The organism is Streptomyces sp. NPDC002537, assembly GCF_053594975.1.
Map to the genome: position 1 here is coordinate 20367 of NZ_JBSFWT010000038.1, position 25207 is coordinate 45573.

Annotated in this window: 22 protein-coding genes; 9 read left to right on the plus strand and 13 right to left on the minus strand. The window is 73.6% G+C overall.

The genetic code is table 11. The annotated features are described in order from the left end of the window. Positions 1 to 96: 96 nt before the first annotated feature. The 3 genes from ACWD4A_RS18720 to ACWD4A_RS18730 all read right to left on the minus strand — a co-directional run bounded on the left by ACWD4A_RS18720 (position 97) and on the right by ACWD4A_RS18730 (position 3118). Positions 97 to 834 carry an SseB family protein gene (locus ACWD4A_RS18720; protein WP_451195137.1) on the minus strand — a complete coding sequence of 246 codons (738 nt, stop codon included), beginning with the start codon at positions 832 to 834 and terminating at the stop codon, positions 97 to 99. Positions 835 to 1154: 320 nt separating this feature from the next. Next, a complete protein-coding gene (gene mycP / locus ACWD4A_RS18725; RefSeq protein ID WP_451195138.1) occupies positions 1155 to 2324 on the minus strand; it encodes a type VII secretion-associated serine protease mycosin in 1170 nt (389 codons plus the stop codon). Then, a complete protein-coding gene (locus ACWD4A_RS18730) occupies positions 2321 to 3118 on the minus strand; it encodes a hypothetical protein (protein ID WP_451195140.1) in 798 nt (265 codons plus the stop codon). The genes mycP and ACWD4A_RS18730 overlap by 4 nt, the downstream gene beginning before the upstream one ends. A 237-nt stretch (positions 3119 to 3355) precedes the next feature. Between ACWD4A_RS18730 and ACWD4A_RS18735 the strand changes: the two genes are divergently transcribed. Further along, positions 3356 to 4573: an alanine racemase gene (locus ACWD4A_RS18735; RefSeq protein ID WP_451195142.1), complete on the plus strand. Its 1218-nt coding sequence runs from the start codon at positions 3356 to 3358 to the stop codon at positions 4571 to 4573. An 89-nt stretch (positions 4574 to 4662) separates the two neighbouring features. On the opposite strand, the gene ACWD4A_RS18740 is transcribed toward ACWD4A_RS18735, so the two are convergent. The 4 genes from ACWD4A_RS18740 to ACWD4A_RS18755 form a co-directional block, all read right to left on the minus strand. Further along, positions 4663 to 5934 (minus strand): haloacid dehalogenase-like hydrolase, encoded by a 1272-nt coding sequence (locus ACWD4A_RS18740; protein WP_451195144.1) that lies wholly within the window; start codon positions 5932 to 5934, stop codon positions 4663 to 4665. An 89-nt stretch (positions 5935 to 6023) separates the two neighbouring features. After that, entirely contained in the window at positions 6024 to 6809 is a 786-nt protein-coding gene (locus tag ACWD4A_RS18745) for a 3-oxoacyl-ACP reductase (RefSeq protein WP_451195146.1), read from the minus strand. Further along, positions 6806 to 8167 carry an aldehyde dehydrogenase family protein gene (locus ACWD4A_RS18750; RefSeq protein ID WP_451195148.1) on the minus strand — a complete coding sequence of 454 codons (1362 nt, stop codon included), beginning with the start codon at positions 8165 to 8167 and terminating at the stop codon, positions 6806 to 6808. The genes ACWD4A_RS18745 and ACWD4A_RS18750 overlap by 4 nt, the downstream gene beginning before the upstream one ends. Before the next feature lie 10 nt (positions 8168 to 8177). Further along, positions 8178 to 9545: a glutamine synthetase family protein gene (locus ACWD4A_RS18755; RefSeq protein WP_451195150.1), complete on the minus strand. Its 1368-nt coding sequence runs from the start codon at positions 9543 to 9545 to the stop codon at positions 8178 to 8180. Between the two features lie 74 nt (positions 9546 to 9619). Between ACWD4A_RS18755 and ACWD4A_RS18760 the strand changes: the two genes are divergently transcribed. From ACWD4A_RS18760 to ACWD4A_RS18770, 3 genes are all read left to right on the plus strand, one after another. Then, the gene (locus ACWD4A_RS18760; RefSeq protein ID WP_451195151.1) at positions 9620 to 10336 is read left to right on the plus strand and encodes a FadR/GntR family transcriptional regulator; all 717 of its coding nucleotides are present in this window, start codon (positions 9620 to 9622) and stop codon (positions 10334 to 10336) included. A 125-nt stretch (positions 10337 to 10461) separates the two neighbouring features. Beyond that, positions 10462 to 11922 carry an ethanolamine permease gene (gene eat, locus ACWD4A_RS18765; RefSeq protein ID WP_451195153.1) on the plus strand — a complete coding sequence of 487 codons (1461 nt, stop codon included), beginning with the start codon at positions 10462 to 10464 and terminating at the stop codon, positions 11920 to 11922. Next, positions 11915 to 12649, plus strand: coding sequence for a gamma-glutamyl-gamma-aminobutyrate hydrolase family protein (locus tag ACWD4A_RS18770; protein WP_451195155.1), 735 nt, complete (start codon positions 11915 to 11917; stop codon positions 12647 to 12649). Before eat ends, ACWD4A_RS18770 begins: the two co-directional genes overlap by 8 nt. Before the next feature lie 17 nt (positions 12650 to 12666). On the opposite strand, the gene ACWD4A_RS18775 is transcribed toward ACWD4A_RS18770, so the two are convergent. Together ACWD4A_RS18775 and ACWD4A_RS18780 are read right to left on the minus strand one after the other, a co-directional pair. Next, a complete protein-coding gene (locus tag ACWD4A_RS18775; protein ID WP_451195157.1) occupies positions 12667 to 14697 on the minus strand; it encodes a WD40 repeat domain-containing serine/threonine protein kinase in 2031 nt (676 codons plus the stop codon). Positions 14698 to 14727: 30 nt separating this feature from the next. After that, complete coding sequence (locus ACWD4A_RS18780; RefSeq protein WP_451195159.1) at positions 14728 to 16749, minus strand: WD40 repeat domain-containing serine/threonine protein kinase; 2022 nt, start codon at positions 16747 to 16749, stop codon at positions 14728 to 14730. Between the two features lie 208 nt (positions 16750 to 16957). Here ACWD4A_RS18780 and ACWD4A_RS18785 point away from each other — a divergent pair, with 208 nt between their 5' ends. Continuing rightward, positions 16958 to 17272, plus strand: a complete 315-nt coding sequence (locus tag ACWD4A_RS18785) for a phosphopantetheine-binding protein (protein WP_451195161.1) — start codon at positions 16958 to 16960, stop codon at positions 17270 to 17272. Then, on the plus strand, positions 17269 to 18495 hold the full coding sequence (locus tag ACWD4A_RS18790) for a beta-ketoacyl-[acyl-carrier-protein] synthase family protein (protein ID WP_451195163.1): 1227 nt from the start codon (positions 17269 to 17271) through the stop codon (positions 18493 to 18495). The genes ACWD4A_RS18785 and ACWD4A_RS18790 overlap by 4 nt, the downstream gene beginning before the upstream one ends. Before the next feature lie 21 nt (positions 18496 to 18516). On the opposite strand, the gene ACWD4A_RS18795 is transcribed toward ACWD4A_RS18790, so the two are convergent. Genes ACWD4A_RS18795 through ACWD4A_RS18805 form a run of 3 tightly spaced genes read right to left on the minus strand, consistent with a single transcriptional unit; the run spans position 18517 to position 20822 of the window. Further along, positions 18517 to 19293 (minus strand): SDR family NAD(P)-dependent oxidoreductase, encoded by a 777-nt coding sequence (locus ACWD4A_RS18795; protein WP_451195165.1) that lies wholly within the window; start codon positions 19291 to 19293, stop codon positions 18517 to 18519. A gap of 31 nt (positions 19294 to 19324) precedes the next feature. Next, a complete protein-coding gene (locus ACWD4A_RS18800) occupies positions 19325 to 20605 on the minus strand; it encodes an aminotransferase class I/II-fold pyridoxal phosphate-dependent enzyme (protein ID WP_451195167.1) in 1281 nt (426 codons plus the stop codon). 10 nt (positions 20606 to 20615) lie between these two features. Further along, the gene (locus ACWD4A_RS18805) at positions 20616 to 20822 is read right to left on the minus strand and encodes a hypothetical protein (RefSeq protein WP_451195169.1); all 207 of its coding nucleotides are present in this window, start codon (positions 20820 to 20822) and stop codon (positions 20616 to 20618) included. A 273-nt stretch (positions 20823 to 21095) separates the two neighbouring features. Here ACWD4A_RS18805 and ACWD4A_RS18810 point away from each other — a divergent pair, with 273 nt between their 5' ends. Continuing rightward, positions 21096 to 22436 (plus strand): cytochrome P450, encoded by a 1341-nt coding sequence (locus tag ACWD4A_RS18810; protein ID WP_451195171.1) that lies wholly within the window; start codon positions 21096 to 21098, stop codon positions 22434 to 22436. 10 nt (positions 22437 to 22446) lie between these two features. On the opposite strand, the gene ACWD4A_RS18815 is transcribed toward ACWD4A_RS18810, so the two are convergent. Continuing rightward, entirely contained in the window at positions 22447 to 23283 is an 837-nt protein-coding gene (locus ACWD4A_RS18815; RefSeq protein ID WP_451195173.1) for an NAD(P)H-binding protein, read from the minus strand. Positions 23284 to 23466: 183 nt separating this feature from the next. Here ACWD4A_RS18815 and ACWD4A_RS18820 point away from each other — a divergent pair, with 183 nt between their 5' ends. Then, complete coding sequence (locus ACWD4A_RS18820; RefSeq protein ID WP_451195175.1) at positions 23467 to 24366, plus strand: RNA polymerase sigma-70 factor; 900 nt, start codon at positions 23467 to 23469, stop codon at positions 24364 to 24366. Between the two features lie 104 nt (positions 24367 to 24470). Beyond that, complete coding sequence (locus tag ACWD4A_RS18825; RefSeq protein ID WP_451195177.1) at positions 24471 to 25205, plus strand: SDR family oxidoreductase; 735 nt, start codon at positions 24471 to 24473, stop codon at positions 25203 to 25205. Positions 25206 to 25207 lie beyond the last annotated feature (2 nt).

The following is a 25207-nucleotide window of genomic DNA, read 5'->3' on the forward strand; positions in this document are numbered from 1 at the left end:
GCGACCCCAGCTTGACGGCGTCCATGGCGTCCTCCTGAGCATCGTCGACTGTCTTCGCATTGTCGGACGATCCAGGACAAGTCGCCTGTTGGGCGATCAGCGGGTGAAGAGGGGTTCCCCCGGGACGTCGAGGCCCGGCGGCAGCAGCGCCAGGTCCAGGCCGCGGACGAGCCGGGCCCGCAGCACCTCGTCGGCGGCCAGCGCCCCGGCGATCCGCTGGGCGACCTCGCCGGGCGCCGTGCCCGGGGCGGGCTCCAGCGCCAGCGTGCCGTCCGCGTCCCCGGACGGCGCCAGGTGGGCGCGCAGCACGCCGGGCTCCGCCGCCAGGACCGCCCGCAGCGCGTCCGTGACGGACGGGTCCGCCAGCGGGTCGGCGCTCCGCCGGCCCTCCGCGAGCGCGAGCAGCGCGGGGCCGGTCAGCTGGTACGGCACCGGGCCCGCCATGTCGAGGACGACCGTGTCCGCCTTCTCGTGCGCGGCCGCCTGCAGCGCCTGGTGCAGCGGTACGGCCACGGGCCGCGCGTCCGCGCGCCACCGGGCCAGGCTCTCGGTCGACGTGAACGCGGGCAGCGCCTTGCGGCCGTCCGGCGCCTGCAGCGTCGGCACGGCCATGTCGCTGGTCTTCTCGCGCTTCAGGCCGTCCGGCCCGGTCTCCACCTCGCCCAGCACGGCGACCACGGGGACGAGCAGACGGGCGCCCCGGAGCGCGGCGAGCACGCGGCTATCGCCCCCGGCGGGGTCGGCGGACCAGGCGGCGAGCGCTGCCGTCAGTTCGGGGTCGGCCGCACCGTTGTCATCGGCGAACCCGGGATCGGGAATGTTCTTGAGAGCCACGGCCTGACCCTATCCGCTGCGTGGTGCGGCGCCGTTGCCTCCCCCGGGCCCTGGCTGCGGGCCGGTTCGCCGCCTGCGTCCTCGCGCCGGACGGGCGGCTCCCGGATACCGGCTGCGGGCCGTTCACCGCCTGCGGCGGGGGCGGCCTGCGGCCGCGTCCTCAATCGCCGGACAGGCTGATTTCGCGGACCGTAGTCCGTACACTGCGGGCCGCAGGTCAAAGCGCCACGGTCCGCAAATCCAGCCCGTCCGGCGATTGAGGACAACGCGGCGAAGCCGTGTTGCGGGTCCGGGGCGCAGCCCCGGGTTCGGGACGGGAGTCAGCGGCGCCGCCACACCGTGAAGGCCGCTGCCAGGAAAAGGACTCCGGCGGCGCCCGCCATCAGGGCCGGGGTGCTCACCGCCGGGGCCCGCGGCGGAGCCGCGTCCGTGGGGCCCGGACCGAAGTACGGGCTCGGATAGTCCCGTACGGCCCGCGCGGACCGTACGGACCAGCCCCGCGCGATCGCCGCCGCCGGATCCACCACTCCCCTCCCGAGCGCGTCCGACCGTCCACCCGGCGGCGTGTCCCGCGCCGTGTCCACGATCAGTTCGCGGACCTCCGCCGGGCTCAGCCCGGGATGCGCGGCGCGCACGAGCGCCACCGCGCCCGACACGAAGGCGGACGCGGCGCTCGTCCCCCACCCCTCGTAGTACCGCCGGTCGGGGTCCGCGATCACCACGTCGACGCCGGGCGCGCTGACGGCCGCGTACCAGCGGCGGGTGGAGAACGGCGCACGACGGCCGTAGCGGTCGACGGCCGTGACGGCGATGACGCCCGGGTACGCGGCGGGGTACGAGACATGGTCGCCCTGCTCGCCGCCGTTGCCCGCGGAGGCGACGACGACGGCGCCCTTGCCCAGCGCGTACTGCACCGCGGCGTCCTCGCGCGGCTCGGGGTGCGCGGTGGCGCTGTCGTCGCCGAGCGACAGGTTGATCACGTCGGCGCCGTGGTCGGCGGCCCACCGGATGCCCTCGGCGAGGGCGCTGCCGCGCGCGCCCCGCGCCCTGCCGCGGGCCGGGTCGCCGTCCTCCAGGATCACGCGGACGGGCAGGATCCGTGCCTCGGGCGCGACGCCGAGCACGCCGTCGGAGCCGTCCTCGCCGTGTCCGCGCCCGGCGATGATCCCGGCCATCGCGGTGCCGTGCCGCGCCCAGACCCGGTCGCCCGGACCGGCCCCGAAACCGACGAGGTCCTTCCCGGGCAGCACCTGCCCCCGGAGGTCGGGGTGCCGGTCGTCGACGCCGGTGTCCAGCACGGCGACGGTCACGCCCGCGCCCTTGGTGGTACGCCACGCGTCCTCGGTGCGGAGCGCGTCGAGCGCCCACTCCTGCGCTCTTATCGTGTCCGCGCGGGCGGTCTCCGCAGGCAGCACGGAGCAGGCGACGGCGACGGCGACCGCCGCGGTGACGCGGATGCCGCTCCCGGCACGGCGGGATGTTCGCATCATGGCTGCTGCTTCTTCCCTGCGGCCTCGCGCAGCGCCCGGCGGAGGCCCTGTTCCACGAGATCGGCCAGGGCGATCGCGTCGTGCCCGAGCCCGGCCTGGGCGGGTGCGGTGACCGCGGCGCGGCCGATCGCCCGCGCCGCGGGCTGCGGCGGTATGCCCGTACGGGCGTCGGCGAAGCCGGTCACGGAGTACACGACGGCGGGCAGGTCGGTGAGGACGCCGATGCGCCAACTGGCGCGCTGCGCATCGCCGAAGCCCGCGGCGACGGTGCCCTCCGGGGCGTAGGGGCGGGGCAGCAGATCGGCGCGTTCGTCGAGCCGTTCGCCGGCGAAGCGGCCGCGCAGGGCGCGCATCCCGGCGGCGTCGGTGGCGGTGGCGAGGATGCCGACCGTGGTGACGCTGGTGGAGGTGGCGTCGGTGTAGGTGGCCCGGAGCAGGCGCTCGCAGCCGGCCGGGGCGAGCGCCGTGGCGAGCAGGGGGTCGAAGGCGCCCGCGCAGTCGCCGTCGGGCGCGACGCCGATCCGGGTCCAGTCGCGGGCCGCTCCCCCGGGGCCGGCGGTGTCGCCGTGCAGCGTACGGGGGAACAGGTCGTCCACCGGTACGGTCCGCCAGAGGGTACGGCCGCGGGCGAAGGCGCGCTCGGCCGGGGTCTGCTGCCGCGGTGCCGTGAGCCAACTTCCGGCTGCGGCGCCGCCGATGAGGCCGATGCCGAGGACGAGGCATGTCGCGGCGAGCGCGTGGCGCCTGCGGCGGGCTTTTTCCCCTGCCCCGTCCCTTCCCGGAACTGGGGGCAAGCCCCCAGACCCCCGAAGCACGCTTCGCGCGCTGTCCTCGAACGCCGGACGGGCTGAAATGCGTGGCACGCCCCCGCCGCGGGCGGCGACGGTGGGACGGCTTCCGGCAGGTTCGATTCCGGCTCCCGGCCCGGAGGGCGTCTCCGTGTTCAACCCTGCGCTCCCCTCCGCGTGGCGTGCAGTCACTCTACGGGGCGGGCTCTGTTCAGCGTGAACTCCCTCTGGCAAGCTGCCCGCATGCCGCCTCGTGCCGCCGGTTCGCCGACCGACCGGGCCCGTTACGACCGGGCCACCGCCTCGCTCGACGCGCCCTTGGCGGTGGTCGACCTCCGGGCGTTCGACGCCAATGCCGGGGATCTGGTGCGGCGCGCGGGCGGCAAGCCGGTGCGGGTGGCGAGCAAGTCGGTGCGCTGCCGGGCGCTGTTGGAGCGGGTGCTGGCGCGGGACGGGTTCTCGGGGGTGATGAGCTTCTCGCTCGCCGAGTCGCTGTGGCTGGCGCGTTCGGGCGTCCCGGACGTCCTGCTGGCGTATCCGTCGGCCGACCGGGCGGGGTTCGCCGAGCTGACGGCGGATCCGAAGCTGGCGGCCGCGGTCACGGTGATGGTGGACGATCCGGCCCAGCTCGCGCTGATCGACGCCGCGCGCGCCGGAGGGCGCCGTTCCGAAGAGGTGCGGGTCTGCCTGGAGTTGGACACGTCGCTGCGGCTGCTGGGCGGCCGGGTGCGGTTCGGGGCGCTGCGGTCGCCGCTGGGCGATCCGGCGCGGCTGGCGGAGGTGGCGCGGGCGATCGACCGCCGCCCCGGCTTCCGGCTGGTGGGGCTGATGGCGTACGAGGCGCATGTGGCGGGGGTCGGTGACGCGGTGGCGGGGCGGCCCGTGCGGTCGCGGGTGATCCGGCTGATGCAGTCGGTGGCCCGCGAGGAGCTCGCGGCGCGCCGGGCGGAGGCGGTGCGGGCCGTACGGGCGGTGGCGGAGCTGGAGTTCGTCAACGGCGGCGGCACGGGCAGCGTGCAGTCCACGGCGGCGGAGGCGGTGGTGACGGAGGTGGCGGCCGGGTCGGGGCTGTTCGTGCCGCGGCTGTTCGACCACTATTCCTCGTTCCGGGGCCGCCCGGCGGCGCTGTTCGCGCTGCCGGTGGTGCGGCGGCCGGGGGTCGGGGTGGTGACGGTGGCGGGTGGCGGCTATCCGGCGTCGGGGGCGGCGGGCCGGGACCGGCTGCCGGTGCCGTACCTCCCGGCGGGGCTGCGGCTCGACGCGCGGGAGGGCGCGGGCGAGGTGCAGACGCCGCTGGTCGGGCAGCCCGCCGACGATCTGCTGGTGGGCGACAAGGTGTGGTTCCGGCACGCGAAGGCCGGCGAACTGTGCGAGCGGTTCACCGCACTGCACCTGATCGACGGCGATCGCGTGACGGGGACGGTGCCCACGTATCGCGGGGAAGGCCACGCCTTCCTTTGAACGCTGCTGAAGGCTGCGCGACGGGTGCGGGCCGGTGGGGGCTTGTCGCGCAGTTCCCCGCGCCCCTTACGGGGCGCGGTGCAGCCCCCTTACGCCACGTCGGCCTGATCCGGAATGACCGACCCGTCTGCCCGACGGACCGGGCCATGGCTGCCGTCGGGCAGAGTGGCACCGGTCGTCGCGCAGGGGTACGTGCCCGACTTCCGCGGCATCGGGTCGATGAACATCGGGTTGGCGACCCAGCGGCCGTCCGCGTCGTCGAAGGCGCGGCACATCAGCTCGGACTTGTTGCGGTTGATCGCGACGTGCGCGCCGGTCGCGTCGTTCACGAACGTCACATCGGTGTCGGCGTCACCGGCACCGAGGGCGATGCGGTGCGACCAATCCTGCCGGTCCCAGGCCTTGGCGCCCTTGATCCTGAAGATCTCCTGGTTGATCATGCAGCGCTTGCCGTCCATGTACGGCAGGGCCCCGCCGGGGCCGTCGGGGACGCCGCCGCAGCCCTTGATGCCGGTGGTGAGACGGCCGTGGCGGTCGAGGACGTTGCGGATGCCGATGGTGTGCTCGCGGTCGAGGCCGACGCCGCTGGACCAGGCCTCGGCGATGGGCTCGGAGGAGGCGGAGACGATGTAGACGTCGAAGCCCGCGGCCTTGAGGGTGCGGATCAGGTCCTTCTGCTGGTCGTAGTAGCGGATGTACCCGGCCAGGGTGTGGGTGCCGACGGTCTGCTTGCGGCCGATGGGCGCGGCGAGCTGTTCGGTGCGTGCCTGCTTCGCGTACGCGGTGAGGGTGGCGGGGGTGCGGCCGGCGAAGAGCTGGGGTATCCAGGCGTAGCCGGGCACGGTGCGGCGGTGGTTCCACTCGCCCGCGAAGGCGGCCTCGCCGCTCATGGTCTGCGACTTCTCGCGGATCTCGAAGATCTCGTCGGCGCAGGCGGTGTTCTTCGAGGTGGGCAGCGGGCGGCCGGCGGGCACGGCGGTGCCGCACGCCTCGGTGAGGGCGCGGTCGGCGGCCGGGGTCAGCCAGGCGCTGGTGTCCCGCCAGCTCTTGGGCCGGAGGATCTTGTCGTGGTTGAGGGCCCAGGCGAGGGTGGCGTCGGTGATGTCGTTCTTGACGACGGTGTTGTCCCAGTCGAAGGCGGCGACGGGGCGGGGGCCGCCCTTGCCGGAGCAGGTGCCCCGCTCGTCGATCATCTTCTGGAGCTTGGCGCGGTTGTCGCCGAACCACGTGAGCTTCTTGTCGAGCTGGGGGCACTTGGCGGCGGTGCGGGCCACGTGGGCGGGAGCGGCCTGGGCGGGCACCGAGGAGACGAGGGCCGCGGCGGCCAGGAGGCCGACGACGATGGCGGGCTTCTTGCGCATGCGTTCTCTTACGTGCGTGAGGGGCAGGACGTACGCCGGGGCCGGCAGGTGGCCGGCCCCGGCGTTTGATCATGGACCTTACACATGGTTTACACAGGAGTTACATAGGCGCCCGCGATGCCACCGTCCACCAGGAACTCGGCGGCGTTGACGAAGGAGGAGTCGTCGCTGGCGAGGAAGGCGACGGCGGCGGCGATCTCCTCGGGCTCGGCGAAGCGGCCGACGGGGACGTGGACCAGGCGGCGGGCGGCGCGTTCGGGGTCCTTGGCGAACAGCTCCTTGAGCAGCGGGGTGTTCACCGGCCCCGGGCAGAGGGCGTTGACACGGATGCCCTCGCGGGCGAACTGCACGCCCAGTTCGCGGGACATCGCGAGGACGCCGCCCTTGGAGGCGGTGTAGCTGATCTGGGAGGTGGCGGCGCCCATCACGGCGACGAAGGAGGCGGTGTTGATGATGGAGCCCCGGCGCTGCTCCCGCATATAGGGCAGGGCGGCCTTGCAGCAGAGGTAGACGGAGGTGAGGTTGACCTCCTGGACGCGCTTCCAGGCGTCGAGCCCGGTGGTGAGGATGGAGTCGTCGTCGGGCGGGGAGATGCCGGCGTTGTTGAAGGCGATGTCGACCGAGCCGTAGGTGTCGTGGGCGGTCCTGAAGAGGGCCTCGACCTGTTCGGGGTCGGTGACGTCGACCTGGACGAAGAGCCCGCCGACCTCCTCGGCGGCGGCCTTGCCCGCGCTCTCGGAGATGTCCGCGCAGACGACGTTCGCACCTTCGGAGGCGAGCCGCCGGGCGGTCGCCAGGCCGATGCCGCTGCCGGCTCCGGTGATCACGGCGGTGCGGCCGACGAGGCGGCGGCAGACGGGGTTCTGGTCGGTCACTTGGTCTCCTCGGTGCTGATGAACACGTTCTTGGTCTCGGTGAACGCGGCGAGCGCGCCGGGGCCGAGTTCGCGGCCCAGGCCGGACTGTTTGAAGCCCCCGAACGGCGTCCAATAGCGCACGCTGCTGTGGGAGTTGACGGAGAGGTTGCCCGCGGCGACGGCGCGGGACACGCGGAGCGCCCGGCCGACGTCGCGGGTCCAGATCGACCCGGACAGGCCGTAGTCGGTGGCGTTGGCGAGCCGTACGGCGTCGGCCTCGTCCTCGAAGGGGATGACGACGGTGACGGGTCCGAAGATCTCCTCCGTGGCCGTGCGGGCGTCCGGCGCGGCCTCCAGGACGGTGGCGGGGTACCAGAAGCCCTTGCCGGTGGGTGCCTCGCCGCGGATGGCGGCCGGGGCGTCCTCGCGCACGTAGCCGCGGACGCGTTCCCGGTGGGCGGCGGAGATCAGCGGGCCCATCCGGGTGGCGGGGTCCGCCGGGTCGCCCACGGTGAAGGCGCGTACGGCGGGCTCCAGATGCGCCATGAAGCGGTCGTACACGCTCCGCTGGACGAGGATGCGGCTGCGGGCGCAGCAGTCCTGGCCGGTGTTGTCGAGGAAGGAGCCGGGGGCGGCCGCGGCGGCCTGTTCGACGTCGGCGTCGGCGAAGACGATGTTGGGGCTCTTGCCGCCGAGTTCGAGGGTCACGCGCTTCACGCCCGCGGCGCACTTGGCCATGATCTGTTTGCCGACGGCGGTGGAGCCGGTGAAGACGACCTTGGCGACGCCGGGGTGTTCGACGAGGGCGTTGCCCGCGACGGGCCCGTCGCCGGGGAGGACCTGGAAGAGCCCTTCGGGGAGCCCTGCCTCCAGGGCGAGTCCGGCGAGCCGCAGCGCGGTGAGCGGGGTGGTCTCGGCGGGTTTGAGGAGGACGGCGTTGCCCGCGGCGAGGGCGGGGGCGACGCCCCAGGCGGCGATGGGCATCGGGAAGTTCCACGGGGCGATGACGGCGACGACGCCGAGCGGTTCGTGGAAGGTGACGTTCAGCCCCCCGACGACGGGGATCTGGCTGCCGGTGAGGCGTTCGACGCCGGAGGCGGCGTAGTCGAGCAGGTCGCGGGCGTTGCCCGCTTCCCAGCGGGCGTTGCCGATGGGGTGGCCGGCCTCGGTGACCTCCAGCCGGGCCAGTTCCTCCAGGTGGGAGTCGACGGCGGCGGCGAAGCGGCGCAGGTGGCGGGCGCGGTCGCCGGGGGCGGACCCGGCCCAGCGGCGCTGGGCCTCGGTGGCGCGCCGGACGGCCGCGTCCACGTCCTGGGGCGTCGACGCGGGAACGGTGGCGACGACCTCTTCGGTCGCGGGGTTGACGATCTCGTGCAACGTGGGGTCCTTACATGCGCTCGAAGGAACGGAAGCGTTCCCAGTCCGTGACGGCCGTGTCGTACGCCTCCTGTTCGACGCGGGCCATGTGGAGGTAGTGCTCCACGACCTCGTCGCCGAACGCGGCCCGCGCTATCGGGCTCTTCTCCCACAGCCGGGCGGCCTCGCGCAGCGAGGTGGGGACGTGTTCCGCGTCCGCGGCGTAGGCGTTGCCCGTACAGGGCTCGGGCAGTTCGAGTTCGTGCTCGATGCCGTACAGGCCGGCGGCGACCATGCCCGCGACGGCGAGATAGGGGTTCACGTCGCCGCCGGGGAGGCGGTTCTCCAGGCGGTGGGAGGGTCCGTGGCCGACGACGCGCAGGGCGCAGGTGCGGTTGTCGGGGCCCCAGGCGACGGCGGTGGGGGCGAAGGAGCCGGGGCGGAACCGCTTGTAGGAGTTGATGTTCGGCGCGTAGAGGAGGGTGAAGTCCCGCAGGGCGGCGAGCTGTCCGGCGAGGAAGTGCCGCATCGTCGTCGACATGCCGTACGGTCCGTCGGCGGCGGCGAGCACGGGTGTTCCGGCCTCGTCGCGCAGCGAGAGGTGGATGTGGCAGGAATTACCCTCGCGCTCGTCGTACTTGGCCATGAAGGTGAGCGCCATGCCCTCCTGGGCGGCGATCTCCTTGGCGCCGGTCTTGTAGACGGAGTGCTGGTCGCAGGTGGTGAGCGCCTCGTCGTAGACGAAGACGATCTCGTGCTGGCCGAGATTGCACTCGCCCTTGGCGGACTCGACGGACATGCCCGCCTCGCCCATCTCCTTGCGGATGCGGCGCAGCAGGGGTTCGACGCGGCCGGTGCCGAGGACGGAGTAGTCGCCGTTGTACTGGTTGGCGGGGGTCATGCCGCGGTAGCCGTGGCTCCACGCGTCCTCGTAGGTGTCCTTGAAGACCATGAACTCCAGCTCGGTGCCCGCGTGGGCGGTCCAGCCGCGCTCGGCGAGCCGGTCGAGCTGGCGGCGCAGGATCTGGCGCGGGGAGGCGAGGACGGGCGAGCCGTCGTGCCAGGCGAGGTCGGCGGTGACGAGGGCGGTGCCGGGGTTCCAGGGGGCGCGGCGCAGGGTGACGGGGTCGGCGTGCATGGCGAAGTCGCCGTAGCCGCGCTCCCAGGAGGACATGGCGTAGCCGGGCACGGTGTTGAGCTCGACGTCCACGGCGAGGAGGTAGTTGCAGCCCTCGGTGCCGTGGTCGAGGACCTGGTCCAGGAAGTACCGGGCGGCGAACCGCTTGCCCTGGAGCCTTCCCTGCATATCGGTGAAGGCGAGGACGACGGTGTCGATCTCCCCGGTGTCCACGAGCCTGCGCAGCTCCTCGACGGCGAGCGGGGGCGTGCGGTCTGCCACGGTGTTGCCTCCTGTCGGTGCTGCCGGGAGGTCTTAAGGTAGGCCTGTAGACCATTGGTTGGGAAGGGGGCTCGATGGACTCGATGGACGGGGGTCCGGCGGACCGGCTGGCGCCGGTGCTGCGGCCGGTCCGCTCGGGCAGCGGTTTCGAGGAGGCGCTGGAGCAGATACTCCAGATCGTCCGCCTGGGGCTGGTCCCGGAGGGGGAACGGCTGCCCTCCGAGCGCGAGTTGGCGGAGCGGCTGCGGATCAGCCGGGTGACGCTGCGCGAGGTGCTGAAGGTGCTGCAGGACCAGGGGCTGGTGGAGAGCAGGCGGGGGCGGTACGGCGGGACGTTCGTGCGCGCCCGCCCCGCCGCGACGGCCGGGGCCCGGGCGGAGGTCGACGTCGAGGACACACTGCGGTTCCGCGAGGTCCTGGAGGTGGGCGCGGCCGGGCTGTGCGCCGCGCACGGCCTCGACGAGGAGCAGGCGGCCCGGCTGCGGGCCGCGCTGGACGCCACGCACGACGCGCCCCTGTCCGAATACCGGCGCCGGGACACGCTGTTCCACCTGACGCTGGCGGAGCTGTCGGGGTCGCCGACGCTGGCCGCACAGTACGCGGCCGTGCGGGCCACGGTCAATGAACTGCTGGACCGCATCCCCCTGCTGGTCCGCAACCTGGAGCACTCGCAGCTCCAGCACACCGCGCTGGTCGAGGCCGTGCTGGCGGGGGACGCGGAGGGGGCGCGCGAGGTGATGCGCGAGCACTGCTGCGGCACGGCGGCGCTGCTGCGGGGCTTCCTGTCGTAGGAGGACGTCGGTAACCAGGGTTTTACGCAAGGGGGTTGCCATATGCGCCACACCACGGCAAAGGTATGGCGCGAAACCTTTACCCCCGAGTACCCCCGAGTACCCCCCGAGGGCAGGAGCGGCTCATGTCCGATCGCACGGAGGCACCCCCCGCGACGCCCGCCGCTCCCCCGGACGGCCCGTCCGGCTATCTGGACCGGCGCACCCTCCGCCGCGGCAGCGCCGGTCCGCTGCTGCTGACCGGCCTGGGCGTGGCGTACGTGGTCTCCGGCGACTACTCCGGCTGGAACTTCGGCCTGGCGCACGGCGGTTTCGGCGGGCTCGCCCTCGCCGCCGCCCTCATGGGCCTCATGTACACCTGCATGGTCTTCGCGCTCGCCGAGCTGGCCTCGGTGCTGCCCACCGCGGGCGGGGGCTACGGTTTCGCGCGCCGCGCGCTCGGGCCCTGGGGCGGCTTCCTCACCGGCACGGCCACCCTCATCGAGTACGTCCTGGCGCCCGCGGCGATCTCCGTCTTCATCGGCGACTACGTCGAATCGCTGCACCTCTTCGGGCTCACCTCGTCGTGGCCGGTCTACCTGGCCTGCTTCGTCGTCTTCATCGGCATCCACCTGTGGGGCGTCGGCGAGGCGCTGAAGTTCAGCTTCGTGGTGACGGGGACAGCGGTGGCCGCGCTGCTGGTGTTCGCCGTGGGCGCGTTCACGGGCTTCGACGCGGGGCGGCTGCACGACATCCCCGCCGACCATGGGGCCTTCGGGGCCTCGTCCTGGCTGCCGTTCGGGGTGCTGGGCGTCTGGGCGTCGTTCCCGTTCGGCATGTGGTTCTTCCTCGGCGTCGAGGGCGTGCCGCTGGCCGCCGAGGAGACCAAGGACCCGGCGCGCTCGCTGCCGAAGGCCATGGCCACCGCCATGGGCATCCTGCTCCTCCTCGCCCTGGGCACCTTCCTCGCCGCCACCGGGGCGGGCGGCGCCGACGCCCTGAAGGACGCGGGCAACCCGCTGGTCGCGGCGGTGCAGGGCGACGGGCACGCGACCGCGCTCGGCCGGATCGTCAACTATGCCGGGCTCGCGGGCCTGGTGGCCTCCTTCTTCTCCCTCATCTACGCCGGTTCGCGCCAGCTCTTCGCGCTCTCCCGGGCCGGCTATCTCCCCCGCTTCCTCTCCCTCACCAGCCGTCGCAAGGCGCCCTACCTGGGGCTGCTGGTGCCGGGCGCGCTCGGCTTCGCCCTCGCCGCGGCCACCGGCGACGGCGCCCGGATGCTGAACGTCGCGGTGTTCGGCGCCACGGTCTCGTACGCGCTGATGTCGCTCTCCCACGTCGTGCTGCGCCGCCGCGAACCGGGGCTGGCGCGCCCGTACCGTACGCCGGGCGGCGTCGTGACCTCGGCCGTGGCCTTCGTGCTGGCGTGCGCGGCCCTGGCGGCGACGTTCCTTGTGGACACGGCGGCCGCGATGATCGCGCTGGGCGTCTACGCGGTCGCCGCCGCGTACTTCGCCCTCTACAGCAGGCACCGGCTGGTGGCGAGCGCGCCGGAGGAGGAGTTCGCGGCGCTCGCCGCGGCGGAGGCGGAGCTCGCCCATGACTGACCTGAAAGGACAACCACGCATGGACGCACGGCCGTTGATCGGCATCACCACCTACGTCACACGGGCCCGCTGGGGCGCCGCGTGGGACATGCGGGCGGCCCTGCTCCCCGCCGCGTACACGGAGTACGTCCAGCGCGCGGGCGGTCTGGCCGTCCTGCTGCCGCCGGACGACCCGGCGACGGCGCGGGCCGTGGTCCGCCGCCTGGACGGTCTGGTCCTCGCGGGCGGCGAGGATCTCGACCCGGCCCTCTACGGGCAGGAGCCGCACCCCCGTGCGGGAGCCCCCGTCCCGGAGCGCGACCGCTGGGAACTCGCCCTGCTCGCCGAGGCGTTGCTGCAGGAGCTGCCCGTGCTCGGCGTCTGCCGGGGCATGCAGCTGATGAACGTGCACGCGGGCGGCACGCTGGTGCAGCACCTGCCGGACACGACCGGCCACGAGGAGCACAACCCGGTCGTGGGCGCCTTCACCGACCACCTCGTCAAGCCGGTCCCGTCGACACGGCTCGGCCTGCTGCTGCCCGAGCCGTGCGACGTGGGGACGCACCACCACCAGGGCGTGGACCGGCTGGGCGAGGGCCTCGTGGCGTCGGCGTACGCGGAGGACGGCACGGTGGAGGCGCTGGAGTACGAGGGCCGTACGGCGTTCGCGCTGGGCGTCCAGTGGCACCCGGAGGCCCGGCCGGATCTACGGTTGGCGCAGGCCCTGGTGGCGGCGGCCCGCGGCTGACCGCCGCCGGACGGTCCTCAAGGGACGGACCAGAGGCGGACGGTGCCGCTTTCGAGTCCCGCCGCGAGGGTCTTCCCGTCCGGGCTGAACGCCAGTTGCTGGACGGCGCCGCCGCCGGTGAAGGTGGCGGTGGCCGAGCCCGAGGCCGTGTCCCACACGAAGGCGGTCCCGTCCCTGTCGGCGCTGGCCAGCAACCGGCTGCCGGGGTGGAACGCGAGCGCCTGGATCGCGGCCTTGTGGCGGTCCAGGACAGCCATGTCCTTGCGGGTGGCGGCGTTCCACAGCCGCACCGTGTAATCCGTCTGCGCGGCGGCCAGGACCTGGCCGTCCGGGCTGAACACCGCGTACTTGGAGATCTTGTTCTTGCCGCCGCCGACGGTGGCCACGACCTGGTCGGCGGGCATCTGCCGGATCTGGAAGGGATCACCGGCGGCCAGCAGGGTGCCGTCCGGGCCGAACGCCGTCGGCCCGTTCTTCGAGTCCTCGTGGACGGCGAGGGTGCGGCCCGAGGGCACGTCCCATATGTACAGCCCCTTGGCGCTGCTCGCGGCCAGCGTCCTGCCGTCCGGGCTGAGGCCGACGGAGTCGAGGTAGCCGTCCTGGAGCTGGTACGACGTGGACCCGGTGAAGGTGGCGCCGGCGCGGCCGGTGGCCACGTCGTACAGCTGGATCTTGTTCTCGTCCGCCCTGGCCAGGAGTCCGAGATCCCGGCTGAACACGTTGGGCTGGCTGTACTTGGCGATGTCGATGTGCGTGACGGTGCTGTCCCGGGTGGACATGTCCCACCGCCAGATCGTGCCGTCCGGGCTGGAGGCGGCCAGCGTCCTGCCGTCCGGGCTGAAGGCGAGGCCCTCGGCGCCGTCGGGTCCTTCGAGGGAGTTGCCGTCGTCCTGGAGCAGCAGGAGGGGGACCCCGACCGCCGCGGCCGCGCCGACCGCGCCGACCGCGAGGCCGCCGAAGATCAGCGCGCGCCGTGACACCCGTCGCGTGGTGGCCGGTTCCGGGGCGGGCGGCATCGGCGCGGGGCGCGACGGCGCGGGCGGTATCGGCGCGGCGGGCGTCGCCGGGGCGGGGCCGGCCTGTGTGGCGGCGTACGGATTCGGACCCGTTCCGGCCCCCGCCCCCGGATCGAGCACCGTCGCGGGCCGCGTCTGTTGAACAGGGGGCCGGGGCGGCGGTGTGTGCCGTGCCGGGGTGAGGACCACTGTCTGCTCGGGCCGGGCCGGAGGGAGGGCCGCTCCGCTCGCGGGGGCTCCCGCGAAGCGGGCGGGGAGGTCGGCGACGGAGGGCCGGTCGGCCGGGTCCTTGGCGAGGCAGGAGGTCAGGAGGCGCCGGAGCTCGCCGTCGAGGCCGTCGAGCGCGGGCGGCTCGTCCAGGATCCGCTGGACGACCGTCAGGAGGGTGGGCGCGTCGAAGGGGCTGTGTCCGGTGGCGGCGAAGGCCAGGACCGAGCCGAGCGCGAACACGTCGCTGGCGGGCCCGGCCCGGTCGGCGCGTATCTGCTCGGGCGACATGTACGCGTAGGTGCCGATGACCGCGCCGGTGGCGGTGAGCGAACTGGCGTCCACGGCACGGGCGATGCCGAAGTCGATGATGCGGGGCCCGTCGTCGGCGAGGATCACGTTGCCGGGCTTGAGGTCGCGGTGCACGAGACCGCAGCGGTGGATGGCGGCGAGCCCCTCCGCCAGGCCCGCGCCGAGGCGGAGGACGGCGTCGGGGGCGAGGGGCCCGCGCTCGGCGACGACCTGCTGCAGCGTCGGGCCGGGGATGTACGCGGTGACCAGCCAGGGCGAGGTGGCGGCGGGGTCGGCGTCGACGACCTGCGCGGTGTGGAAGCCGCCGACCTGCCGCGCGGCGTCCACCTCACGGGCGAAACGGGCCCGGAACTCCCGGGTCGTGGCCAGCTCGGGCCGGATCACCTTCACCGCGACCTTGCGACCGCCCGGCGAAGTGGCCAGATAGACCTGCCCCATGCCGCCCGCGCCCAGCCGGCCGTCCAGCCGATAGGGGCCGACCCACTGGGGATCGTCGGGCCACAACGCGTCCATGAATACCGTCCGTTGGATGGGGTTAGGGTGCTAGGGAAGCTTCCAGAGCTGGATCGAGACGGCGGACTCGACGGTCGCGGCGACCTGGTTGAGGGCGGCCGCGAGAGTCCTGCCGTCCGGGCTGATGGACAGCGCCGAGATCGAGGTGTCCATCCTGGACTCGGGCATGGTGCCGGTCAGGGTCGTGGCGACGCGCCCGGTGGACAGGTCCCAGAGGCTGACGGTCTTGCCGGTGTTGTCCCGGATGTTGGGCTCGCGCACGCCTCCGGCACCCGCGATCATCGCTCCGCCCGGTCGGTACGCCGCCGCCTTGAGGTACGGGTGGGCGTCGGTGAGCGCCGCCGTGTGCCGCTCGGTGGCCAGGTCCCACAGGTGGACGCCGGGGCCCGCGCCTGCCACGGTCCTGCCGTCGGGGCTGAACATCACCGAGTTGAAGTGGTCCTTCCCCTCGGTGGTGAGGGTCTTGAGGTGGCGGCCGGTGTCGGCGGCCCAGAGCCAGATCCTGCCGCCGGCGGCTTCGGAGGCCACGGTGGCCACGGTCTTGCCGTCCGGGCTGAACGCGATGCCGTTCATGCTGCCTGCGTGTCCGCCGAGGGTGGCGAAGACCTGCCCGGTGGACGACGTCATGAGCTCGACCCGCCCGGCGACGCCCACGGCGAGCGTCGTGCCGTCCGGGTTGAACGCCAGGCAGCTGACGTAGTCGTTCTGGCCGTCGTACGAGGCGGCGACGCTCATCGGCCTGCCGGTGCGCAGGTCCCAGCGCCGCAGCGTCTTGTCGAAGCCGCCGGAGTACAGGGTGTTGCCGTCCGGGCTGTAGGCCAGGGACATGACGTTGGCGGTGTGCCCCTGGTAGGTCGTGATCGTGCGGCCGGTGGCGATGTCCCACAGCCGGACCGTGTTGTCGTAACTGCCGCTGGCCAGAGTCTTGCCGTCCGGGCCGAAGGCGAGACAGTCGATCTCGGAGGTGTGGCCGCTGAGATGTGTGACGGGCTTGGCGGGGTCCTGTGCCTGTTCCTGTTCCTGCCCCGTGCCGGACCCCCGCCAGAGGAAGTACCCGGGGACGGCGACCGCCGCCGTCGTGGCGGCGGCTATCCCGCCGAACAACAGCGAGCGCCGGGGCAGCCCCTTGGCAGGGACGGCAGGCGGGACGACGGGCGGGGCACTGGGCGGGACGACAGGCGGGACGCTGGGTTCGGCGCCCGGCGCGGTGGGCAGGTCGCCGAACGCGACAGCGGGCGGGGAGTCGGCGCCGGTGACCGAGAGCCGGGTCAGGACGTCGGCGGTGGAGGGGCGTTCGGCGGGGTCCTTGGCCAGGCACGCGGTGACCAGGTCGCGCAGGCCGCCGAAGAGGCCGTCGAGGCGAGGAGGTTCGCTGGTGACCCGGTGCACGATGGCCGGCACGGTCGTCGCGTCGAAGGGGCTGCTGCCGGTGCCCGCGAAGGCCAGGACCGAGCCGAACGCGAACACGTCGCTGGCGGGCCCGGCCCGGTCGGCGCGTATCTGCTCGGGCGACATATAGGCGTAGGTGCCGATGACCGCGCCGGTGCGGGTCATCGACTCGGCGCCCTGGTCGTGCGCGATACCGAAGTCGATGATGCGGGGTCCGTCGTCGGCGAGGATGACGTTGCCGGGCTTGAGGTCGCGGTGGACGAGACCGCAGCGGTGGATGGCGGCGAGCCCCTCCGCCAATCCCGCGCCCAGACGCAGCACGGCATCGGGGGCGAGGGGCCCGCGCTCGGCGACGACCTGCTGCAGCGTCGGGCCGGGGATGTACGCGGTGACCAGCCAGGGCGAAGTGGCATCGGGGTCGGCGTCGACGACCTGCGCGGTATGGAAGCCACCGACCTGCCGCGCGGCATCCACCTCACGGGCGAAACGGGCCCGGAACTCCCGGGTCGTGGCCAGCTCGGGCCGGATCACCTTCACCGCGACCTTGCGACCGCCCGGCGAAGTGGCCAGATACACCTGCCCCATGCCGCCCGCACCCAGCCGGCCTTCCAGTTGATACGGGCCAACACTCCGGGGATCTCCGGGGCCCAGGGGCTCGGCCATGCGCTACTCGAATCTGCCAGGGATGACGGACGGTATGACGGGCGATATCACGGACGGCATTGAACCATGATCCTGCGCATCAGTGGGCTGCTGTCACACCCAGCCGGGAGGTACACCCCATCTGTGCGCCTCTGCGCCCTTTCGCCCTCCGTGGTCGGCAAGGGATGGTCGGGGGATGCGTTCACCGGTACCGAACGAGGATGCCCCTGTGGTCTCTTTCCCCGTCCTGGCCCGCCTGTTGTCGGAACACTTCGGATTCGAGGAGTCGGAGCTGCGCCCCGAGGCCACGTTCGAGGAGCTGGACATGGACTCCCTCGCTCTGGTGGAGGTCGCGGTGATCGTCGAGGACAGCTTCGGCGTACGGCTGCCCGACGACGCCGGGAAGCTGGGGCTGTCGACCACGCTGGCCGAGGCCGTGGAGTTCATGGAGCGGGCCGGGCGTCCCGTCGCCCCCTCGCCGCCCGCACCGGCCGCCGACGAGCGCGAGCGGGTGGGCGACACCGGCTCGCGGAGCGGGAGTTGAGCCGGACACGGGTCGCCGTCACCGGGCTCGGGCTGACGACCCCGGCCGGGCTCGGCGTGGAGGCGGGGTGGCGGGCCCTCTGCGCGGGCGTGTCGACGGCGACCGCCGACCCGCGGCTCGCCGGGATGCCCGTGACGTTCTCCTGCCGGGTCCCGGACGGCGCCCTGGAGACCGCGGTGGGGCGCCGACTGGGCTGGCGCCTCGACCGGTTCGTCCAGATGGCGCTGGTGACATCACGGGAAGCCGTGCGGGACGCGGGGCTCGATCCGGCCGCGTGGGAGGGCGGCAGGGTCGGAGTCGTCATCGGCGTCGGCACCGGCAGCCACGACACCTGCGCACAGTCCTACGCGCACCTCGCACAGCGCCGCTACCAGGCGATCTCCCCCACCACGGTCCCGCGGTCGGCGCCGAACATGGCGGCGGGCGAAGTCGGCATCGACCTGAAGGCGTCGGGGCCCAACTTCTGTGTGAGCACCGCCTGCGCGTCCGGCGCGACGGCGATCGGGGTGGCCAAGTCGCTCCTGGAGTCGGGGCAATGCGACATCGTGGTCGCCGGAGGCAGCGAATCGGCACCGGCCTCGCCGCTGGCCGTGGCGGCGTTCTGGCGCATGGGCGCCCTGTCCGTCCGCAACGACGATCCCGCGTCGGCGTCGCGTCCCTTCGACGCCGGGCGCGACGGGTTCGTCCTGGGCGAGGGCGCGGGGATGCTGGTCCTGGAGCGGCTGGAGCACGCGCGGGCACGCGGCGCGCGCGTCCACGCCCTGCTCGCCGGTTACGGCGCCTCGGCCGACGCCCACCACCCGACGAGTCCGCACCCGGACGGCGAGGGCGCCGCGCGGGCGGTGCGCACCGCCCTGGCGGACGCGGGTCTGGCGCCCCGGGACATCGGGCACGTCAACGCGCACGCGACGGCCACGCGGCTCAACGACCTGACCGAGGCCCGTATGCTGCGCCGGGTGTTCGGCACTCCGCCCGTGGTGACCGCGACCAAGGGCGCCCTGGGGCACGCCATCGGCGGGGCGGGCGCCATCGAGGCCGTGTGCTGTGTCCTCGCGGTGCGGCGGCAGCTGGTCCACCCCACCGCCAATCTGGACCGGCTGGATCCGGAGATCGACCTGGACGTCGTCCACGGGGAGCCGCGGCCGTGCCGTCTCGATGCCGTGGCCAGCTTCTCCTACGGGTTCGGCGGCCAGAACGCCTGCCTGGTGTTCACCCGGCCGTGAAGGCCGTGACGGCGCGCCGGTTCAGCGGGGCGCCGCCTCCCAGGCGAAGGGCCGGACGAGGGCGCGGGGCAGGTGGCGCAGCCCCCAGGCGGCGGTTTTGTACCGGAGGCTCGGGACGCTGAGGACGGCACCGCGCCGGAGGTGCCGCAGAGCGGTACGGGCCACGTAGTCGGCGTCCAGCCACAGCCACGCCGGCGGCCAGGCCGTGCCGATGCCGGCGCGCTGGTGGAATTCGGTGCGGGTATACCCGGGGAGCAGCGCCATCAGCCGTACCCCCGATTCCCGCACCTGGCGCGAACGGGCCAGTGATTCGGTGAAGTTGACCGTCCACGCCTTGCTGGCGGGGTAGGTGGAGGCGAGCCAGGCGGGCCCCAGCGCGGCCACGCTGGCCACGTTGACGACGGCTCCGGAGCGGCGCGGGATCATCGCGCCGAGGGCGGCGTGGGTCAGGCGCAGCGTCGCGCGCACGTTGACGTCGAGGAGGTACTCCTCGTCCGCGACGGTGTTCGCGGGGAAGGACGAGGCGTAGCCCATACCGGCGTTGTTGACGAGCAGGTCGACCGGTGCTTCCCGGTCGGTGAGCCGTGCCGCGACCGCGGCGCAGCCCGTGGCCGAGGCCAGGTCGGCGGGGAGGACGTCCACGTGCGCGGCGCCCGCGGCGCGCAGTTGCCGGGCGGTGTCCTCCAGGTCGGTCCGGGTCCGGGCGACGAGGACGAGGGCGGCTCCTTCCCGTGCCAGGGCTCGGGCGAGCGCCTTGCCGAGGCCCGCGGTCGCGCCGGTGACGAGGGCGGTGGCCACGGTTCCTCCAGTGCGGTGCGGCGCGGGCGGCTCAGGGCAGCAGGTGGCGGATCTCCGCGAACCAGGTCTCGGTGGACTCCTCGGTGCCGGGGAGCCGGAGATGGCTGGTGTGCGAGGCGGGGAGACCGGTTTCCGGCAGGGCGAGGGCGGCCAGCGGCTCGCGGATGTCCGCGAACGCCGCCTCGACCGCGTCGAGTTGTTCCCGGGTGTGCGAGGCGCAGAAGCTCGCGCGCAGACTGGCTGGCGCGGCCGGTGGCATGACCGTGTTGACGTGCACGCCGCGGTCCAGCAGCAGCTTCCAGGCGACGGCCGTGCGCAGTTCGTCGCCGATGTCGACGGGAACGAGGGGGGTGTCGCCGGGCGGCACCCGGTATCCGAGTGCGGAGAGCGCGTGCCGCATGCGGCGGGCGTTGTCGAGGGCGGCCCGGCCGCGCCAGGGTTCGTCGCGCAGGATGCGCAGGGCCTGCAGGGCGGCGGCGGTGTTGGCGGGGCTGGCCCCGGCCGAGAAGACCAGGGGACGGGCGTAGTGGCGCAGGTACTCGATGACGGTCGTGTCGCCGAGCACGGCACCGCCGATGGAGCCGAGCGCCTTGGAGAAGGTCAGGGAGATGACCGGTACGTCGTCGGTGAGGCCGTACCGCGCGCAGGTGCCGTGCCCTTCGGCGAGCACCCCGGCTCCGTGGGCGTCGTCGACGACCAGGGTGGCGCGGTGCTCCCGGCAGACGCGGACGAGGTCGGGCAGGGGGCACAGGTCGCCGCGCATGCTGTAGACGCCGTCGACGACCACCATGCGGCCGCCGTTGCCCGGCAGGGACTTCAGCCCGGCGGCGAGCCGGTCCGTGTCGTTGTGCGGGAACCAGTGGACCCTGGCGCGGCTGAGCCGTGCGGCGTCGACGAGGGAGGCGTGGGCCTCCTGGTCGACGAGCACGTGGTCGCCGGTCCGGCACAGTCCGGCGACGGCGCCGAGACCCGCCTGGTAGCCGGTGGCGAAGACCAGGGCGGCGGGCTTGCCGAAGAACCGCGCGAGTTCGTCCTCCAGTCGCTCGTGCAGATCGAGGTTGCCGTTGAGCAGCCGGGAGCCCGCGGAACCCGTGCCGTACCGGCGGGCCGCCTCGGCGGCGGCCTCGGTGACGCGCGGGTCGGCGGCGAGCCCGAGGTAGTCCCCGGACCCGCAGACGATGACGTCCCGGCCGCCCACCGTGCGGGCGGCGCCCGGACCCCGGCCGGAGAACGCGGAGTAGAACGGGTACAGGCCGAGGCTCTTGGCCTGGCGGGAGCGGGTGAAGGACGCACACCTGCCGACGATGTCCATGACTCGCCTCTCAGCGGGGTCTGCGGGAACGGCGCCAGGCCCGGACCTGGGCGGCGTGCATGCCCTTGCCCAGAGGCCCCTTGGGAACGGGCCCGCCACGGAGGGCCAGGTACCAGATGTACGGGTTCGACCAGTGGATCCACTTGTTGGGGTTGACGGCGAAGGCGACGGCGGACGCCAGCCGGTCGGCGAGGGATTCACGGAGGGTCGGTGCCAACGCGCGTCCTCGCTTCCGGGCCCGGATGCGCGCTCGGAGGGCGCTGCTCCGGCGCGTCCTTCACGGTCCCATCCGGGAGCCGGGCCGCACCAGGGCGCTCGGGGGCGGGCGACGGGAGCGGCATCCGGGGACGGACGCCCCCTGGGGGCGCGGGCGATGCACCGGCTCCTCCACCCTGCGGTTTCCGGCGGGGAATCCGGGGACATACGGCCATATGGGCACGTCCCCAAGGGCGTTCAGGAGGACCAGCGGGAGGACCAGGAGGACAGGGCCATGAAGAGCACGCGCCGTCGCCTGCCTCCGGGCCCCGCGGCACCGGCCCTCGTCCAGTCGGTGCGCTTCCTGCGCGACCCCTACGCGATGCTGGCCGGACAGCACGCCCGCTTCGGCGACGCCTTCACCCTGCGCCTCGCCGGCATGGGCGCCCTCGTCATGGTGAGCGACCCCGAAGGCATCCGGAACATCGTCGCCGCTCCCCCGGACGTACTGGCCGCCGGCCGGGCCCGGGGGATTCTCGACGTGATCTACGGAACTCGCTCGCTGCTGACCCGGGACGGCGGCGAACAGGCATGGCAACGGCGCTTCCTCACGCCGCTGTTCCACCGCCTCCACGTCGCCCACGGGCAACAGCTGGCGCTGGAGGCGACGCGTGCGGCCATGGCGACCTGGCCGGCCGACCGCCCCTTTCCCCTCGTGCCCCGCCTGATGTCGATCACCACCGACGTCCTCATACGGAAGTTCCTCAAGGCCGACCGGGACGAATCACTGCGCGTCAAGGAACTCCTGCACGCGTTCATCGACGCCGCCCACCACCCGCTGGTGTTCCATCTGCCGCAGTTCCCGCCCACGTTGGCCGTGGGGCCCTGGCGGCGGTACCACCGCGCCCGCGACCGGCTGGACACCTGCCTGCGAGAACTCTGCGCCGCACGCCGCGCGTCCCCCTGCCCGACGGACGACGACCTCGTGACCGCGCTGCTCCGGGCGGACAGGCCCGACGGCGCGCCCTTGGACGACGACACCCTTCGCGACATCCTCGTGGTGGTGCTCGGCAGCGGTGCGGAGACCACGGCCTACAGCCTGGCGTGGACCATGGAGGCCGTCCTGGCCCACCAGGAGACGGCCGACCGTGCACGGACCGAACTGCGCCGGGTGACCGGGGGCTCCCCGCTCACCGTGGACCATCTGCCCCGGCTCCCCTACCTCACCGCGGCCGTCACCGAAGCGCTGCGCCTCTACCCGATCAACCCGATCGTGCCCCGGCGCGTGCTCGGGCCCGGCTTCACCGTCGCGGGCTTTCCGCTGCCCGCCGGTGCGCACGTCGCCGTCAACGGCTTCGGTGCGCACCGCCGGGCGGCGGCGCATCCCGACCCCCGCCGCTTCCGTCCCGAACGGTGGCTGGACAAAGGGCCGGCCCCTTGCACCTGGGTCCCCTTCGGCGTCGGCGCGCGCAAGTGCGTCGCCGCTCATTTCGCCCTGAACGAGCTCCAGGCCATGGCGGCGAGCCTCCTGCTCGACGGGGGCCTGCGCCTGGCCACTCCCGCGGTCGGCCCCGGCCGGCTCGTCGGCGACATGGTCGTCCCCTCGGAGGGGACGGTCGTGACCTTCGCGCGCTGAGCTCGGTCGGTCACCGGAAGTCGGTCGCGTGATCCTTCGCCCACTGTGCGAACGGTACGGCGGGACGCCCGGTGACCTCCCGTACCCCGTCGTACACCTCGGCGGGTACGCCGTCGCCCGCGGCGCGGTACGCGATCAGGACGTCGGCGATGTCGGGACCCGCGAACCGCGCCGTACGCGCGTGCTCCTCCTCACGGCTGATCAGCTGGATCCGGACCGGCTTGCCGATGGCCTGCGCGACGAGCTCGACCATCCGCTCCTCGCTGAGCGACTCGGGCCCGGTCAGCTGGTAGGTCGCCTTGCGGTGCGCGTCGTCGGTCAGCGCCCGGACCGCCACCGCGGCGATGTCCCGTTCGTGCACGGGCGAGTTGTGCGCGCCCGGGAACGCGGAGCGCACCACGCCCTCCGCGCGGATCGAGGGTGCCCACTGCAACGTGTTCGTGGCGAACGCGCCGGGCCGCACGATCGTCCAGTCGACACCCGACGCGATCAGCGCCCGTTCCGCGGCGACGTGGAACGCGCCGATCGCGTTCGACTCCGGGTCCTTCTCCCCCGCCGACAGCGACGACAGCAGCACGATGTGCTCCACACCCGCCGCGCGCGCCGCGTCGAGGAACGCGCCGATGCCGGCGGGCTCCGCGTACAGGAACACCTTGCGGACCCCGTCGAGAGCGGTCTCGAACGTGCCGGGGTCGGAGAGGTCGAGCCGCACGGCCGGCACACCGTCCGGCAGCCCGCCCTCCTCGGGCTTCCGCCCGGCGGCCCGCACCGGCTCGCCGCGCTCCAGCAGCTCGCGCAGGACGGCCGCGCTCACACGGCCGCGCGCGCCGGTTACCAGAATCGTCATGGGAGCTCTCCTGTCGATGGGTGGAGCGATGACCGTCGGACGCCGACCGGCAGGGACGGACCGCCCGGCCGTGAACGGATCGTCCGCACGGACCTGCAGAACCGTGACGACGACGCCAACAAGCCGGTCGGCCCCCGGTATTCCCCGTCCCGACGGCGACGGGAACTCTGGCAGGCTGAGGGGGTGACGACAGCGACGGGACCCGACCGGGTCGAAGAGTTCGAGAGTCGGCGTCCGCGGATGTTCGGGCTCGCGTACCGCATGCTCGGCTCCGCCGACGAGGCGCAGGACATCGTGCAGGACGCCTATCTGCGGTTCGGCGCCACCGAGCCCGGCTCCGTCGAGTACGTGGGCGCCTGGCTCGCCAAGGTCGTCACGAACCTCTGTCTCAACCGCCTCGCCTCGGCCCGCGCGCAGCGGGAGCAGTACGCGGGCCCCTGGCTGCCCGAACCCGTCCTGACCTCGGACGGCACACTCGGCCCGTTGGAGTCGGCCGAGCGCCGGGACTCGGTGTCCTGTGCCCTGCTCGTCCTGCTGGAACGGCTGACGCCGACGGAGCGTGCGGTGTACGTGCTGCGGGAGGCGTTCGCGTACGGGTACCGGGAGATCGCCGGGGTGCTGGATCTGGGCGAGGCCAACTGCCGCCAGCTGTACCGGCGCGCGGTGGGCCGGATCGCGCTGCCCGAGGCGCGGTTCGAGCCGTCGGAGCGGGTTCGGCACGAGCTGGTGGAGGCGTTCGTCGGGGCGGCCCGCGAGGGCGACATGGCGGGCCTGGAGAAGATGCTCGCCGCCGATGTGACGTGGTGGAGCGACGGCGGCGGCAAGGTCACGGCCGCGCGCAGGCCCGTCGAGGGGCGCGAGAAGGTCCTGCGGTTCCTGGTCGGCGGGGCGGAGCGCTTCGCGGCGGGCATGGAGTTCACGGTCGCCGAGGTCAACGGGGCGCTCGCGCTGGTGGCGTGGCGGGGGGCCACGGTCATCGGGGTCGTGTCGTTCGAAGTGCGCGGCGGCGTCATCGTGACGGCACGGGCTGTGATGAACCCGGACAAACTGAGCTTCGTGGGCTGCCAGCTCGCGTCCGCCTGAAATTCTTTCTCACGGCTGTCACATTTCCGCGGGCCCGCCGGTTCCCAGCTGATGACGGGCGTTCCGCGAGGGAGCGCCCCGCGTCCGAAGGGGCTGATGCGGAGATGACCACGATCCTGGTGACCGGCGGCACCGGAACGCTCGGCCGGCCCGTCACCGAGCGGCTGAGCGGCGAGGGACACGAGGTACGGGTGCTGAGCCGGCACGCGGAGCCGTACGCGGTGGACCTGCGGGAGGGCGGGCCCGCGCTCGACAGGGCCGTGGCGGACGTGGACGCCGTCGTGCACTGTGCGTCGACACCGCGCGGCGGTGACGAGCGGGCGGCGCGGAACCTGATCGGGGCCGCGCGCCGGGCGGGCGTCCCGCATCTCGTCCACATCTCCATCGTCGGCGTGGACCGGGTGCCGTTCGGCTACTACCAGTCCAAGCACGCGGTGGAGCAGCTGATCGAGGAGTCGGGGCTCGGCTGGACGGTGCTGCGCACCACACAGTTCCACGATCTCGTCCGCACGGTCCTGCGGGCAGCGGCGAAGCTGCCGGTGATGCCGCTCCCGGCGGGCGTCAGTGTCCAGCCGATCGAGGTGGCCGAAGTCGCCGACCGCCTGGCCGAGTTGGCCCTGCGGCCTCCGGCGGGGCGGGTGGCCGACATGGGCGGCCCCGAGGTCCGTACGTTCCCGGACCTGGCCCGTACGTACCTGCGGGCGACCGGCGGACGCCGCCCGGTGCTGAGCGTGCCGCTCGCGGGCAAGACGTACCGGGCGTTCCGGGCGGGCGGCCACCTCGTGCCCGAACAGGCGGTGGGGAAGAGGACGTTCGAGCAGTACTTGGGCATGCACTGAAG